General features: G+C 40.4%; 12 protein-coding genes and 1 pseudogene. 12 read left to right on the top strand and 1 reads right to left on the bottom strand.

Annotation, left to right across the window (positions count from 1 at the left end; all coding sequences use genetic code 11):
* Positions 1–127 precede the first annotated feature (127 nt).
* The 4 genes and pseudogenes from PN838_RS07460 (at position 128) to PN838_RS07440 (ending at position 3654) form a co-directional block, all read left to right on the top strand.
* Positions 128–391 (top strand): hypothetical protein, encoded by a 264-nt coding sequence (locus PN838_RS07460; RefSeq protein ID WP_272180217.1) that lies wholly within the window; start codon positions 128–130, stop codon positions 389–391.
* Positions 370–1884: a hypothetical protein gene (locus PN838_RS07455; protein WP_272180216.1), complete on the top strand. Its 1515-nt coding sequence runs from the start codon at positions 370–372 to the stop codon at positions 1882–1884. Before PN838_RS07460 ends, PN838_RS07455 begins: the two co-directional genes overlap by 22 nt.
* 49 nt (positions 1885–1933) lie before the next feature.
* A complete protein-coding gene (locus PN838_RS07450; RefSeq protein ID WP_272180215.1) occupies positions 1934–3076 on the top strand; it encodes a hypothetical protein in 1143 nt (380 codons plus the stop codon).
* 63 nt (positions 3077–3139) lie between these two features.
* A pseudogene (locus tag PN838_RS07440) lies at positions 3140–3654 on the top strand (DUF2058 domain-containing protein).
* 141 nt (positions 3655–3795) lie between these two features.
* On the opposite strand, the gene PN838_RS07435 reads toward PN838_RS07440, so the two are convergent.
* Positions 3796–5187: a sugar porter family MFS transporter gene (locus PN838_RS07435; protein WP_272180213.1), complete on the bottom strand. Its 1392-nt coding sequence runs from the start codon at positions 5185–5187 to the stop codon at positions 3796–3798.
* 356 nt (positions 5188–5543) lie between these two features.
* Between PN838_RS07435 and PN838_RS07430 the strand changes: the two genes are divergently transcribed.
* The 8 genes from PN838_RS07430 to PN838_RS07395 all read left to right on the top strand — a co-directional run bounded on the left by PN838_RS07430 (position 5544) and on the right by PN838_RS07395 (position 16695).
* Positions 5544–6344 (top strand): ion transporter, encoded by an 801-nt coding sequence (locus tag PN838_RS07430; RefSeq protein ID WP_272180212.1) that lies wholly within the window; start codon positions 5544–5546, stop codon positions 6342–6344.
* Between the two features lie 473 nt (positions 6345–6817).
* Entirely contained in the window at positions 6818–7465 is a 648-nt protein-coding gene (locus tag PN838_RS07425; protein WP_272180211.1) for a tetratricopeptide repeat protein, read from the top strand.
* 32 nt (positions 7466–7497) lie between these two features.
* Positions 7498–8190, top strand: coding sequence for a hypothetical protein (locus PN838_RS07420; protein WP_272180210.1), 693 nt, complete (start codon positions 7498–7500; stop codon positions 8188–8190).
* Between the two features lie 8 nt (positions 8191–8198).
* Positions 8199–8576 (top strand): FecR domain-containing protein, encoded by a 378-nt coding sequence (locus PN838_RS07415; protein ID WP_272180209.1) that lies wholly within the window; start codon positions 8199–8201, stop codon positions 8574–8576.
* An 8-nt stretch (positions 8577–8584) separates the two neighbouring features.
* Positions 8585–9475: a FecR family protein gene (locus PN838_RS07410; protein ID WP_272180208.1), complete on the top strand. Its 891-nt coding sequence runs from the start codon at positions 8585–8587 to the stop codon at positions 9473–9475.
* Between the two features lie 164 nt (positions 9476–9639).
* A complete protein-coding gene (locus PN838_RS07405) occupies positions 9640–9978 on the top strand; it encodes a hypothetical protein (protein WP_272180207.1) in 339 nt (112 codons plus the stop codon).
* A 49-nt stretch (positions 9979–10027) separates the two neighbouring features.
* A complete protein-coding gene (locus tag PN838_RS07400; RefSeq protein WP_272182530.1) occupies positions 10028–13570 on the top strand; it encodes an Ig-like domain-containing protein in 3543 nt (1180 codons plus the stop codon).
* Between the two features lie 29 nt (positions 13571–13599).
* Positions 13600–16695, top strand: a complete 3096-nt coding sequence (locus tag PN838_RS07395) for an Ig-like domain-containing domain (protein ID WP_272180206.1) — start codon at positions 13600–13602, stop codon at positions 16693–16695.
* Positions 16696–16697 lie beyond the last annotated feature (2 nt).

Genomic DNA, 16697 nt, shown 5'->3' with positions numbered 1-16697 from the left:
ACAGCATAACAATGTTTTGGTCGCCACCTAAAACATTTTGTTATAATTTAGTATATTGTCAGTATTAAAGAAAAAAGCAGGCTTAATGTCATCATTAAATTTGAGGTTAAGGCGACAAGGATTTTAAATGTTCAAAAACCGAATTATATTGTTAATTAACTTTTTATTGTTGATGTTTATTGTAGCGAGTGGGCAGGGTATTGCAGACCCTATGTCTAAATTGGACTGGAAAATATTTAAAACTGAACATTTTCGGATTCATTACACTGCCGAATATGAGGAGTGGTCTATAGCAGCTGCACATGAAATGGAAGCGTCGCGAACCGTATTATTACAGCAGCAAAAAGATCCCTACCAGAAGTCGTCAATGTGGTTGTTTTTGACCCTTTAAATGACTCGAATGGCTTTGCAATTCCATATAGTAATAAGCCTTTTATGGCGTTATTTGCAACAGCACCACAATCTGACTCTCAGATTTCTAATTCTTCAAGTTGGCCACAACTTTTATCACTTCATGAATATGCACATTTGTTGCACCTCGCTCAACCGAGTCGTAACACATGGACCAACTTTGTGGCGTCTATTTATGATATTTATGATGTAACAAACGGAATTACCGAACGATGGGTCGCGGAAGGTTATGCGACCCTGCTGGAGTCAAAACTTACAGGCCGTGGCCGATTGTACGATGTGCAAGTTGAAATGATGTTACAGCAATTTGCACGTGAAGGTGGCTGGCCGACTTATAATGAACTTAGCAGTACAAGCGGTCGATATCGGATCGGTAATATGGCTTACTTAGTCGGTGGTAGATTTTTAGCTTGGATTGAAGCCAACTACAGTGAGAAAAAATTAGACGCTGTTTGGACACGGATGAAAGGCGCCAAAAAACGAAACTTTGAAAAAGCCTTTGTCGGCGTTTTTAATCAACCCGCTCAGCTTCTATATCAACGTTTTGTTGCCGAATTTACGCAAAAAGTGATGAATCTTGAAAACAAAGACATCATGGATAAATACAGTCTTTGGTTAGATGGTGATTTTGAATTAGCAGAACCAACATTAAGCCCAAATAGTGAACTTTTAGCTGTTGTCGAGAAGTCAAAGGGACCAAACGCTAAAGTCAATCTAGTGGTTTATGAAACCAAAGAAAATATCAAAGCGAAAGAAAAGTTTGAAAAAGCACAAAAAGATTTAATTGAAGCCGATCCAATAGACATTGCTGATACGCCGCCAGTTATTTTTAAACGTAAGAAAAAATTTAACCTTGCGCAGCGTAATTTTAATGGTATTCGCCACCCACGTTGGATGGGAGACGATGCGTTGCTGTTTGTTTCCAGTACAACGGACAGTAATAATTTTAAACACCAAGATTTATTTAAGTGGAAATTATCCACCGGCAATGTAACGCAACTGACTGATGGACTAAATGTCAGACGATTTGATGTCGACATTGCTAGTGGTCGTGTTTATGCCGAATTAAATAAGTTCGGCTATTCTTCGTTGGTGCAGTTTAATATTACCAATTTAAGTGGCACGGTTCAGGCTAATGAAATTGAAACCGCGTCATTACAATACGGGTATGACTTCCCACGAGTGAACCCGACAAACAATAGCCAGCTGGCCTACCTTGAACATAATGTAAATCAACCATGGCGAATTAAAATAAGAAATTTGACGACCCAAGAAACAAGTTATGTAGCGTTGCCACACGAATACCAGTTCTTATCGTTTTTAAATTGGTCTCGAGATGGTAAGGCGCTTTATTATGTTGCAGGTAAGGGCGAAGCATTAAAAATGTATCGTTACGAGTTTGAAGATCAAAAATTATTTGCATTAACACAGGGCCATGTCCCGGTTGCCTTAGCCGATGGAGTTACCAAATAAGCTAGGCACTACAATTTTATTTTCTTCATATCGTTCAACAGGTCCAAATTTGTATTCGTTTCAGACGTCTAAAGGAAATTGGCATCGCGTATTTGGGATTTCAGACCAACAAAATTGGGAATACCTAGAATCTATTAGCCCATACCCAATTAAAATGCCTGCAGCCTCCTTTAATCAGGACGATTCAATAGGAGAACATTTAGATTACAATTCTTCGGAAGGCCTATGGCGTCAAGATAAAACACTTACGGTAGGCGGGCAATTTAATAGTGCCTCCACTAATTTGTTGGAAATTGGCGTTAAAGGCGGTGACTTGTTACAAATTTTGAACTGGCAACTTAATGCGAGTTTAGATTCCTTAAGTAATACTGCTGCGGGAGTAAGTGGTTACCTTAATTTTCGAAAATATCCGATAAATCTGACGGCAGATTTTCATTATTTTAATTTAGACTTTAACGAACAAGGCCATAGTGTCAGAGGCGACAAAACGACGTTTGCAGGTGTCGGATTTAGCGCAGATTATCCTTATCGTTTATTTGAAACTTATAGTGGTGAATTTAATGCGAGTTACGATCACAATGAGTATGAGCCAGATGGTTATGCTGTGGTCTCTGATAAGTCAATGTCGTTTGGTCATAAACAGCAGTTCTGGTTTGACCGACAATCATGGGGCGTTGTGCAGTCGTCTAGTATAAATTGGCTAAGTGGTGAAACTGAACGAGATTTAGTGGCCGGCGTAGATGACTGGACAGGCACAGATTTACAATTGTCGCTTGGTGCTCACTATCAAGGTATCTTGTTTACCACTGACTATTTAAGCGCAGAGCGAAAAGATAGTAGTTATGATTTGTTGTCCATCGGTGGTATGCCATCGACGCTAATTGCAGAAGACATGTTTAGCCATTGGCAGTTTGCACCAGAGTTGCCATTTGGTTATGACTCTGGTGACAAATTCGAGCGGATAACATTTGCGTTGTCTAGCCGTACCGGCGGAACTCAATTTTATTACTCAGAACTAGTAGTCGATAGCTATGTCATAATGGAAATTGTCGGATTAAGAAGCAAAGAAAAAATCAATATGTATGGAACAGGCCTGAGTGACTTGGTTTTTGACTATGGTTTAGCAACATTGATCTCACCCGAAGACGAATATTCGGTACAAGGGTGGTTTGGATTAAGGTATCAGTACTAGTTGAAATTTAGCGAGAAAAAACGATAATGCGCATTATTAAAAATTGGAGAAGTAAGTAGAGTTATGGCTCAGATGTCACTGCAAGAACAGCTATTAAAAGCGGGTTTAACGAACGAAAAGAAAGCGAAGAAGGCGAAAAAGCCAGTAAAAAGAATCGTGATCTTAAACGTGACATTAAAGCAGCAACTGATTCTAAGAGAACTGAACAGTTAGAGCGTGATAAACAGCTAAACAAGCAGATCCAAGAAGAAGCTAAAAAGAAAGCGATTCAGGCCCAAATTGTACAGCTAATTGAAATGAATCAATTAAACTTGCACGGTGGCAGTTTAGCTTATAACTTTACAGACGGCAGCGCAGTTCGCAAACTTAATGTTGATGACAAAGTTCAACGTCAATTAGCCAACGGTCTGCTGTCAATTGTTCGATTAGCAGACGACTATGCTGTTGTGCCTTCTGTGGTAGCTGAAAAGATTGCTCAACGAGATGACTCGATACTTGTATCACAAAATACCGTTGAAGAAGTTGATGAAGATGATCCTTACAAAGACTATGTGATCCCAGATGACTTAATGTGGTAAGCGTTTGAGTTATATTGCTCAGATAAATACGTAATAAAAAGCCTAGAATGAATCTAGGCTTTTTTGTGTTTGCTTATTTTTAAATAACCGTCCATACAACCGCCCATACAACCTTACATACAATATGGACGGTCTTAGCGATTAACCAGCCATGTCTTCGAGCTCAAGCCCTTTTGTTTCATACACATAGTAAATAACAAAAAATACTGACAGGATTGCGCAAATCGTATAGAAGCCATAAGCGCCCGCAAGTCCGATAGAACCTAGTAACATAGTAAATGTCATAGTAATAATAAAGTTAGAGCCCCATTGTGCAACGCCACTTACCGCTAAACCAGAACCGCGGATTTGATTCGGGAACATTTCCCCTAACATGACCCACATCACCGGTCCCCAAGACATATTAAAGAAGAAAACATAAGCATTTGCTGAAACAAGCGCTAATGTACCCCAGTCGCCCAGAATTAAGTCACCATTTGAAGCTGTATCGGCATTTGTAAATGCAACAACTAACATACCTAAGGTGACAGACATTCCAATTGAACCCCACTTGAGTAGCGGTTTACGGCCGATTCTGTCGATAACTGAAATAGTAATTACTAAAGCTGTGACACTAACTGCACCGCTAATAATATTAATTAATAACGCCTCGGACTCCGCAAATCCTGCGGCCTGCCATAATACCGCACCATAATAAAATACCACGTTAATGCCTACCATTTGTTGGAATACAGCTAAGCCGATCCCAATCCAAACAATTTTACGAATTTTTTGGGTTTTCTTATCAAGAAGATCAGAGAGTTGAGGTTTGTGATCAGCATCTAAAGAGGCTTCAATTTCTGATAGTTTTTTGGTGCCGACGTCAACGCCATAAAGTTTACACAATACCTGTTTTGCCAGATCCGTTTGTCCATTAGCCACTAAAAATCGAGGGCTTTCAGGGATAAAGAACAACATAACGAAAAATAGGACCGCAGGGATCAGTTCAATCCAGAACATCCAACGCCATGCTTCAAAGCCTAGCCATAGAATCTCGGTAGATAAACCAGCTTGTTGAGCAAGTAAGTAGTTACTTACAAATGCCATGAACAGGCCTAGTATTATTGCAACTTGTTGAATGGTGGTGAGTCTGCCGCGGTATTCCGCTGGCGCAATTTCACTAATATACGCTGGAGCCATTACCGATGCGGCGCCAACAGCGAGACCTCCGAGGATGCGATAGACAATAAACTCGACAGAGCTAGTTGCAATACCAGAACCCCAGGCGCTAATGATGAAAAACACAGCTGCGACGAGTAGTAGAGCACGACGACCAAATTTGTCAGCTAATCTGCCAGCAAAAAATGCACCGATAGCACAACCTAACAGCATACTCGATACGTTAAAACCTGTGCCAATACTTTGTGAATTAAAGGCCTGCTGAAGACCGTCAACTGTGCCATTAATTACGCCACTGTCGAATCCAAATAAAAAACCGCCTATCGTGGCAACGACACTGATAAAGGCGATAAAGATATTATTGTTATTATTCATTTATTTTCCCGTTTGATTTTTGCCTCTTTTCTAAGCGTTATTTTATGTTTATGCAATGCAGTATTTTTGCTTTAGCTTTACTAAATTTATTAGCGTTATCAACGAGGCACAAATAGGTGTATGAAAGTTGGCCTATTGTCGCGCTTCGTATTTTGGATGAGAGCAGACATAAGTTGGCGGCAACCCTAACGTCTTTAATGTTGATAATGTGTGAGGCTGAAGCGTTTTATGCATGAACCTTAATAATAGACTCCAATTGAACTAATGATATTAGTCTAAAAATTCAGTTCTACATTTGGGGCAATGTCCGATATAATTCACATCACTTTTTACCACCCATATTTTAGCTAAAAAACATGTATCAGGTTATAAAATCTAAGTTTAACGCATTAAAAAATAATAAAATTTTTGAGCTTGTTGTTGTCGCAGTTATTATCCTTTCGGCACTCGAAATAGGCGCAAAGACCTTTCAATTGCCAGAAAGTGCCATTTCAATTACTTACATTCTAGATACTTTTATTACCGTCTTTTTCTTAGTTGAATTAACCATTCGATTTATCGCAGATGATGATAAAAAGCAGTTCTTCAAGAAGGGCTGGAATATATTTGATTCTTTGGTTGTTGCAATAAGTCTGATCCCAATTGATGACTCTGAAATGGCACTCTTAGCTCGTCTGGTCCGAGTGTTTCGGGTACTTAGAATGGTTTCAGTTGTCCCCGAACTTCGCGTATTAATTAACTCGTTAATCAAAGCATTGCCGCAGTTGGGCTATGTTGTCTTGCTGATGTTTATCATTTTTTATATTTACGCAGCAATTGGTAGTTTTGTTTTTAATTCCATAAATCCAAAGCTTTGGGGAGACATTGCTATTTCGATGTTAACTCTGTTCCGGATCATGACCTTTGAAGATTGGACTGACATCCAGTATGAGACGATGGAAGTGTACCCAATGTCCTGGATCTTTTACCTAACTTTTATCTTTTTTACCGCCTTTGCATTTTTAAATATGGTTATTGGCATCGTGGTGAGCGTCATGGAAAAGGAGCAAGCGCTATTGTATGTTAGCAATGAGCCTTCTATGACTGAATTGCAAACCGAGATCAAAGAGCTCAAAGCTTTGGTTAATCAACTTGTCACTAATCAAAATAAGTTGTAATTGAATATGTTGGCTGTCGGCCAACGTATTTTATTGGTTTGAATGAGTTGCCCATGATTTGTTTAGAAAATATTAATTTTTTCGGCAATATTTTGATTATTTATACTACACTCAAAATAATCACCATTTAGATTTCTTTTTTGTGAAAATAGTCTAGCTGTCATATTTGCATCACTGTGCTTTATTACACTATTTTAAGGTCATGGGGCTTTAGCTTTTTAACCGAGGTTCTAATGCCGCCATAGATGGCTTGGCCAGTAATTTGGTGGACAATATACACTTTGTAGCAAGACAGCACGCTTGATTTATCCCTTTTAATACAACGTGGTTGGATTGTTAAACAGGCTACGGTGTGTGTATTATCTAAACGGTTTAGTAAGAATGTTTTAATCGAAACGCAACTATCAAGGTTAACTTTAAAGGTAAAACTGTATCGTGGACAATTCTCAAATTGAAACTAGCGAAGGTGGTTTATGCTGATTAGACGCCTAGTAGTTGTTTTTGTTATTTTCTTGTTGCCTCTCGCGAGTCAAGCTCGTAGCGAAATTTTGCCTTACCCAGATGTTTTGGATGAGTTAAATTATCTACTGACCAACAAAGATTACGAATCAGCCTATCAAACGGCCGAGCTCTTCGCATTTGATTATGGTGGCGAAGCTGATTTTGATCTGTTACTTGGGTTTGCAGCGTATGGCAGTCAGCGTTTTCAAGAAGCGGTATTTGCTTTTGAACGTGTATCGGTTTTAAGGCCCAAGGTGTTTATAGGACGCTTTTTCTTAGCTCAAAGTTACAATAAACTGGGAAATTACGCCGCCGCTCTAGCGGAGCTAGAAAAGCTAAAAAAATTGACATTAACTGCAGAACAACAAAACAAAATTTCAAGTTTATCCTCAACCATTAATCGCAACGCTTTAAGTCGAAAAACCGTGTGGTACCACATTGTCGGTGCGAATTTATCGTTAGACAGTAATATCAATAGCGGTACTGACCAAGATAGTATTTTGATTCCAGACTTAGGTGAAATCGTATTATTTGAATCTGCAAAAGCGACCTCAGATACAGGCTATAACCTGTCATACATGGGGGGTATCAGCATCCAATTGATCAAAATCAGGCTATAAAAATCGATGTTGCTGCGAGCCATTATGGCTTTGTGGAAAACAATCAGTTTCAGCGTCAACAATTAGCATTAAATATCGCATTAGTTCAGGACTGGTCATTTGGCCAAGTATCTTACTCTGGGTATACACGACCACTATGGTTAGAACAGGATGTTAAAACAGACACAATAGATGATTTAACGTCGGAACCTAAACGCGAAGTGAGTTTGTATCGAGTTGAAACAGGGGCGGGTATTGGATTCAAACAAAAAGTAAATAAACAAGTTAATTACAGATTTGGCGCAAATGTGTCATTTGTGGCTAATCAAATTAGCCCGGAACTCGATTTTTCTCGAATTAAGCTGGCAGCCGGTGTTCAATATAAAAGTAAAATGTTGCACACATTAAACCTGCATTATACCAATGACAGCGCCTCCGACAGCGATTATGGCTACAATGACAAGTCCACAATTGGTCTTATTTATCAAATTGCATTGCCCGTTATGGATAAAGTCATGAGCAGCAGCTATATCATGTATGAGTCTCATAGTTACGATTTACAACATCCAATCTTCAAAGCGGTTCGTAGCGAATCTATTATTGCTGCGTCATCACAGCTAAATTACCAATATTCTGAGCATCAACAATTTAAATTGCAGTTAAATATTCAACAAAAAGACAGCAATGTAGAGCTATTTAATTTTAACCGTGTCGAGACCGTAATGGGTTGGCAATATGTGTTTTAGGAGCCGATATGTTAATTAGGAAACTGACAGTAATTGCATTATTTATGGGATGCGGTGTGGCGCATGCAGCGGATATCGCGGGTAAGACTATGTTGGTGGTTGGTTCCGTAAACGCCAGCGACATTAAAACCAATGTAAAGCGTAAATTAAAACGTCGCACAGCTGTTTTCGGACAGGACCTCATCACGACGGGCGATAAAGCAAAAGCTCAATTACGAATGTCTGATGGTGGACTTATAGCGTTAAAAGCGAATAGTGAATTAAAAATAGCCGATTACCAGTATTCTGACGAGTCAGGTAAAGGTTCTGTCGTCATGGAATTGGTTAAAGGGGCCTGCGCTCGGTTACGGGAAATATTAAGGCGCAAAATGGCGATTATCGATTAAAAACTCCCGTGGGCAGTATTGGGATCCGTGGTACTCATTACGAAGTAGAACTTGTCGCAAAAGAAATGTTTATCGCTGTATGGGATGGGGCTGTAGACGTTTCAATCGGTGTTGGTGATGAGCCTGGTCGACAAGTTTCATTTGGCGCAGGAGAGGCATTCTCTTATGCCTCAATAAGCAGTACGGGTAAAGTGACTATGTTACTTGAACCCCCAAAGAATTTTAATTCAGGTATGTCAACAACGGCAGGTACAGCAGAAGAAAGTTCTGAAGAGGCTGAAAACTCGGAAGAAGTCACTAGTAACGATGAACCGTCAGATAATAGTGAAGAAGAGACCACTGAAGTTGCGCAAACAAGCAATAGTCAAAGCTCAGATGCAGCGGTACCCGAAGCTAACGACATTGGCCAAGATACAGAAATGACAGCAGGTGATGGACAATTTACTGAAATTGCGGTGGATTTAGCCGAAGATGGCTCATATCTCGCAACCGATGAATTTAATACTGCTCAACCAAAAACCGCAGAGCAGCTATTGCCTGACCGAAGTGGAAAATTAACCTATAACAACGCTGAGCTTTTAGATGGCAACTCAACGGCGGGCGGCTTAAAAAACTTCCAGATGTCGATGGACATTGATTTTGACACGCTAGGCGTTACCGCGGGTAATTTAACTTTAGATGATAACGAAGGAGAATGGCGAGCAACGTTCTCTGGAAACATTTCTACGTCTGGTCAAATTGCTTTAGATATAAGTCATGCTTCCCATGGTAACAACTTGGCTGATGGTGAAATAGATACCGCATTTTATGACGGTTTAGACTCAATAATTGGTAATTTTGAGTTAGAAGAAGTTTTACGCCCTAACATCAATACAACGGGTAGTTTTATTATTAAGTAACGGATATGTGGTGGCAGTAATGATTAGCGCAATGACAAAAATAAAGATCGCTTGTAGCTTAGCTGTCAGCCTAGTGCTGTTCGGTTGTGGTGGATCGGACGAAAGTGCGGCAAAAAAGCACCACTTGATGCGCAAGAACAATTGCAATAGGGTCGCAAGATGAAGTGCAATTGCAAGCCCGTGATATAAAGCTCGTTCCGTTTTCATATAGCCCTAAAGTTCAAGGGGCATCGCTATCTAGTTCGCAAATTATTGAAGTTGGCCAACTTAATGCTGTTGGTGGCTTTGTTTATCCGCAACCAAATAGTCAATTTGACGGCAATTTAACCTTAGCAATTGATGTTTCTGATGCCCAAGGTATTAGCGCTATATTTCTTGGAAATAACCATACTGAACTTGCCATGGCAGTCTGTGATCTTAACTGTGGTGCAGAATTCAAAGCAACTATCAGTGGTATTAATCCAACCGTTTTAGGCTGGTTGCTTAGGACAAAATACGCTTGAACTATGGGTTGTAGATGGCAATGAAGAACAACAAAGAGTCGCAACCTTGGTGTTATTTTGGCAACCGAAAACGATTACTAATGTGGTTGCTGAAATTTCAGAGTCGAGCTCGGAGCTAAATATTTCATGGTCCACTTCAGACGAATTTCTTTGGTATAACGTTTATGTAGCAAATGAGCCCGGTATTACAGGCAGTAATATAGCCTCATTAAATGGCGGAATATCAGAGTTAGGGATCAGAGAAAATTCAGTAAGCTTGTCACAAAAATCCATTGAGCAAGATTATTATTTGGTTGTATCAGGGGTAGATGGTACCGGCGAGAGTGCTTTTAGTTCGGAAATTATTTTAGTAGACGGTTTGGATTTCACTCCGCCAACGGCCAATAACGATGAGTTTACAGTTGTAGAAGATGGGACACTAAGCGGTAACTTAATTGCTAATGACACGGCCACTGGCACCAATACCATTTCTATAGTAACGACTCCAATATCAGAAGCCGCCAATGGTCAACTTGACATACATGCTAACGGCACGTTTGATTATATTCCTAATGTTGACTTTTTTGGTACAGACCAATTTAGTTATCAAATTACAAGTTCTAATAGCCTAACTGCAATCGGATTAGTGCAGATTAATGTGACTGGTATTAATGACCTTCCTGTTTCAAATGTTGACGGTTTCGTTATTACTGGAGACACTTTAACGGTTGCCAGTCCCGGACTGCTCGAAAATGATTTTGATGTAGAAAGTGACGACCTAGCCGTTAATTTACCGCTTGTTACTGCACCTTTGTTTGGGACAATTTCTGTAAATACAGATGGTGGTTTTTATATACCCCCAATGGCAGCTTTACGACGTTTGATCAATTTTTCTTACCAAGCGTCTGATGGCAACGACTTAAGTGCTGAAACACTTGTTACTATTCAATCACCAGACTTTAATGGTTATCCCCCATTTGCGATTGCAGATTCCTATCAAGTCGATGAGGACGCGCTACTAACGATAACAACTGCAAACGGGGTATTAGCGAATGATTCGGATAATGATAATGACCTGTCTGAACTTATTTTATCGGTAGTAACAACGACAATGCACGGCGAATTAGTATTGGCCACAGATGGTTCATTTTCTTATCAACCAATCGATAATTTCACTGGGTTAGACAGTTTTAGTTATCAATTAACCGACCCGGAAGGCAATCAAACGGTGGCGGTCGCACAAATAAACGTGCAACCTAAAAACGATCCTCCAGTGGCGAATAACGATGTTTATGTGGTGTCAAATGCGGCAGTAGCAACAATTCCAAGCGCTCTAGGGATTTTGACTAATGACACTGATATCGATGGTGATACAGTTATTATCGATGTTGCAAGCGTGACAACGGCCGGTTCGGGCACGGTGGTAGTCAATGCTAACGGTAGTTTTGTCTATACACCACAGGCCGGATTTATTGGTGTTGATTCATTCAGTTACCGAGTAACAGATGGGAATTTGGTTAGCAGTATTGCAACGGTCCAGTTAAACGTTGTTGCGGCCCACGCAACAACGGACGACTTAACGCCAATTGTAGTTGATCTCGAGCAGATCCTCGGAGATTTACCATCCAATGTTGAAATATCATCTGCATCAGCTTCCGTCGGTAATGTCGTACTTAGCGATGGCGAAATCACGTTTACACCTGCGATAGGGCAAGGCGGTATTTCAATTATCACATTGGAAATATTGGTCGACTCGGAAGTGAATAACTATCAGCTAGTGGTATTGATAACGACGAACAATACAGGTCCAATAATCACATCGGCCGCGTCGGTAGTCATTGCGGAAAATCTAGACGAAGGTTCAGAAATATTCACGGTCACGGCAACTGATTCTGAGCAAGATCCATTAACGTTCGTTATAGATGATGTCACCAATTCGTTTGAAATTGACGAACTTACAGGTGTCATTTCCGTTAAAAACAACGCTTTAATAGATTTTGAGACGGTTGATAAATTTGAATTTACGATTTCGGTATTTGATGTTTTTGATGCGGTTGCGACGCTACCATTTACAATAAATTTATCAAATGTTGATGAAGCCCCCATGCTGACCTCTGCAACTGATTTTGAGCTATTGGAAAACACCACAGAGGGGACATTAGTTTATCAAGCGACAGGCATTGACCCTGAAGCCCAAACAGTCTTGTATTCGTTAAATAGTTCTAGCAACGGATTGTATATCAATGCCGATGGTGAGGTCCGTGTGGGTACGGACGCAGTACTTGATTTTGAGACTACACCGAATATTGAGCTTGAACTTGTTTTATCAGACGGGAATTTGTCGCAAACATATGTTATCGATGTTCGGGTTCTTAACGTAAATGAACCGCCAGTGTTTAGTTCCGCCAGTCAATTTAGTCTAAACGAAAATACCCCAAATCAAAGCGAGGCAGGTTACACCGCAACCATTTTAGCTGACCCAGAAGGGAATGCAGTCCAATGGACAATTAGCGAAGACGAACTTCAAATATTTACCATCGACAATGCAACAGGGGTACTTTTTGTAGAGAATAATACTGCACTGGATTTTGAAACGACAGAAATGTACGACATTGTTATTCGGGCAACAGAAACCAATGGCTCGCCGACGAATCTGTCGACAAACCTAACGGTGACGGTAAATATATTGGATGTTGTTGACGATCTTGATACCGACGAAGATGGCCTGACAGACGATCAGGAAGCGATATTGGGGACAGATATAAATAACCCAGATTCGGACGATGATGGATTAATAGATGGACTCGAAGTTGAGATGGGGACCGATCCATTAGATGAAGATAGTGACGACGATTTAATACTAGATGGCGACGAAGTTGCAGCTGATACAGACCCTTTAAACTCAGACACAACAAGACCAATTGTTATCAACGTAACCCCCACCGATCTACAGACAAATGTTTGTACCAATCAGGGCATTACGATTCGTTTTAATGAGCCTATTCGTGCATCAAGTGTAAATGACTCGAGTCTAAGTCTACTGCAGGAAAATGTCGGAGCCATTACCGGCACGGTAACCGCCGTGCTAAATAGCGCCGAGGTATTTTTCCGAGCAACCGATTCGTTAGCAACAGACAGCAATTTTACAATTACGATTTCGGGTGTAAAAGACAGCGCTGGGAACACAATGTCAGGTTCGTTTAGTTCGACATTTTCAACAGGGACATGTGTTGAATCTGACAAACCGGAAGTCTTAAAAGTAAGTCCATGGGACAACTCGGTGAATATTCCTCGAAATACCCAAATCGCTGTCGCTATAAATGAAACTATAGACCCAACAACACTGACCTCTAACAACTTTGTGGTACAAGACCGGCTAACTGGGGAAGACATATCCGGTCAATTAAGTTTATCTGATGATAATACGATTATCCGTTTTGTCGCGGACCAGCTGTTTAAAGCTAGCCGCGAGTATAACGTTTATATATCTGCTGGAATTACCGATATATACGGCAATCAGTTGTATGGCTATCAATTTGATTTTAAAACGAACTTTTCAGAGGACTTAGTGCCGCCAGTGGTTCAAAGAACAAGCTCAGCAGAGGGGATGTAGACTTACCAATCAATAGCCATTTTGCCGTATTGTTTGATTCGCCTATCGACGCCTTGCAGCTCAGTGGTTTAGAGTTATTTGATGTCGACGGTCAAAAAGTAGATGCAACAGTTAGTGTTGAGGCGGACCGTTCTCGAATAATTTTGCAACCAACTGCCGAATTAGACCCGGGTTCAGATTATCAATTTATGATCGCTGGCGTGAGTGATTTAGCTGGAAATACGTTAACCGAAGCACTTTCGTTAAATTTCACAACTGGGCAATTACTCGATACGGAATTTGGTAGCATCGTTAATTGGAGTATCCCGAATAACTATGCTACGGATTTGCCACTTAATCCTGTCATTGAAGTGACACTATCAAAGCCTGTTGACCCAACAACTGTGGTTTCTGCAGGATTTTATTTGTATGACAACAATGTAAGTGAACTTGTTGGTACCAGCCAATCTATTAGCGATGACTTAACAACAATTCGTCTCGAGCCAAGCAGTTTATTGACGCCAGAACACTCTTATACAATCAATGTCGGCCGGGTCACTCCTATTACTGATATTGCAGGAAATACAGTTGTAAATAGTGCAACGCGGAACTTTTCAACAGGCTTAGATGAACTTGCGACAACCCCTCAATTAATGACAACAAATGTTGTTAATGGCTCTTTAACGATGCCAATCAATCCACAATTTATATTTGAATTTGACCGAAAAATCTCTGAAACGTGTGCGTTAGATCAAGCTGCGACGTTAACAACTGGGCAAGAAACGGTAGCGATTTCAGTTACTTTAGGCGGTAATGGGGACCAGATCACCATAGAAAGTGATGAACAGCTCTTACCAAGTACAAGTTACCAGTTGGAACTAAACCAAATATGCGACTACGCCGGTAACGTATTAGAGAAACAAACAATTAGCTTTACCACGTCGAGTAACTCAAGTCCGGATACAACGGGTCCTAGTTTGGTTAGCATCTCACCTTTACATCAAGCGGTAGATGTTCCAAAAGATACTTCAATTGTTTTAGAGTTTGATGAAGACGTTTCTTTGATGGCAAGGCCTAAAATAGAGCTCGAAATATCAGGAACTGATCTAGAAGTGGCGGGGAGCTATGAAATTGTTGGTAATGTAATTACTTTTACACCTAGTGAGCCACTGTTGGGGTCAAATAGATACCGAATAGAAATCTATAATAATGTTCCAGACCTTGCTGGCAATACAACGTATGGTGGAACGCAATATTTCAATACAGTGTCTGAAATAGATACGACCCCTCCGGAGGTGACATTAGTTTCTCCTGAAAATGGTGCAATAGGGGTCTCACCAGATAGTACAGAGATTGTTTTATCGTTCAGCGAGCCGATCACTCAAAATACCTTAAATAGCAGCAACATTGTCTTGTATGCAGCAGGCGAAATTGTATCACCAAGCGTATATCGTGGCGTAAATGGTAAAGAAGTTACATTAATAGCAAGCTTACCAGCCGATTCCATTGTCAGCATAATTGTATCTAGTAACGTGGTTGATCTCAGTGGCAATCCATTAAATCACTTCGTCAGTTCGTTCACGACAGGTGCCGAAAGCAATAATTACTCTCGACCTTCACTAATTCAAGAGAGTCCAGAAAATGGTGTTTCTGAAGTGACGGAACGAAATAACATTTATTTCCATTTTAATCAGCCGCTTGACCCTAGTACCCTAGCTGAAGGTGTTAAAGTTGTTGAGAATGGCCAACCAATTGATGTTGAGGTGTCTCTTTTAAATGATGGTAAAACAATTCATGTTTATTATGCAGACGGGTTTGCCTATGGCGCTGAAATAACCAGCTTCTTAGATGATTCGATAAGAGATCTTTCTGGTAATCGAATTTACTCAGCCAGTGCTTATTTTACGTTAGCGTATTTAGACGGTCGAGTTGGTTATAGCCCTTATGTAATAGGTTATACACCGCAGAGCAGTTACGAAGGCGTGCCATTGAATAGCTCCTTTATGGTCAAGTTTAATGAGCCAATGGATCAATCCACCTTTAATGAGCAAACCGTTAACTTGCAAGCCGTTGGTGGTGAATTTAGCTCAGATTGGGAATCAATAAGCTATCATCTTGATTGGGACGAAACAGGCAAGCTCTTAACCATTATTCCGTCAGCGTTACTTGAGGTCGGTAGATCATATTATTTATCTATCGAATCTAGTGTTTTAGACACGGATGGCGACTCATTAAATTTCAGTTTTTCTAATTACATCTATACCGACAGTGACTCTATAGTTGATGATAGACAACCAATGATTACGGCATTTAGCCCAGCAGAAGGCACGGTTGGCATAGGTACAAATGCAACGTTTACTGTTGAATTTGACGAATACATTAATAGTTTGAGGTTTAATCGCTTGGGTCAGGCGAATATTCAGTTTGATGCAGACAATAAGCAATTACGATATAGTTACTACCAGCCATTACCTGCTTTGACAGAACATACAGAGACAATATCGGAAGTTTACGATCTAGTCGGTAACAAAGTCGTTAGTGCGTCGACGACGTTTACCACAGCCGGTGGACCTGACATTGCGGCACCAACAATAGTGGATTCTACGTTTTTTGATTATGACGTCGTCCAACGCGATGCAATATTGTCGGTTACATTTAATGAACCAATCGATCCGTTAAGTGTGCATTCAGGTTCGGTCTATTTGTATGATGGCTCCACAGGCAAAAATATTGCAGCGAGCGTTGAACTCTCCGCTGATGGCCGAAAAATTACATTAATTCCAACGGCCTTATTGCCCGTTTATCGTCGATTATATTTCTATATTTATGGCGTGCGCGACCTAAGTCATAACGTGTTTAGTTATACTTACTATCGAGTCGATACCGACCGGAATGTCACAGAACAACCGCTGGCGATTACCGCAACGACAGTAGAAGATAACGCGACTTCGGTACCGAGAAATGTAAAATTAAATGCTCGTTTTAATCAATCAATCACAACAGATTATGAACAGCATATTAGCTTGCAAGATGATCAAGGTAACCCTGTCGATTTTGAACTTGAACTGAGCAGAGAACGTAGATTACTTACGTTGACCCCAAAAATGTTACTCAAATCGAATAGCCAGTACACCTATGGTCAATAGGT

The organism is Psychrosphaera algicola (assembly GCF_028401425.1).
Lineage (GTDB): Bacteria > Pseudomonadota > Gammaproteobacteria > Enterobacterales > Alteromonadaceae > Psychrosphaera > Psychrosphaera algicola.
Note: the sequence above shows the minus strand (reverse complement) of the source record. Positions and strands in the feature narration are given on the sequence as shown.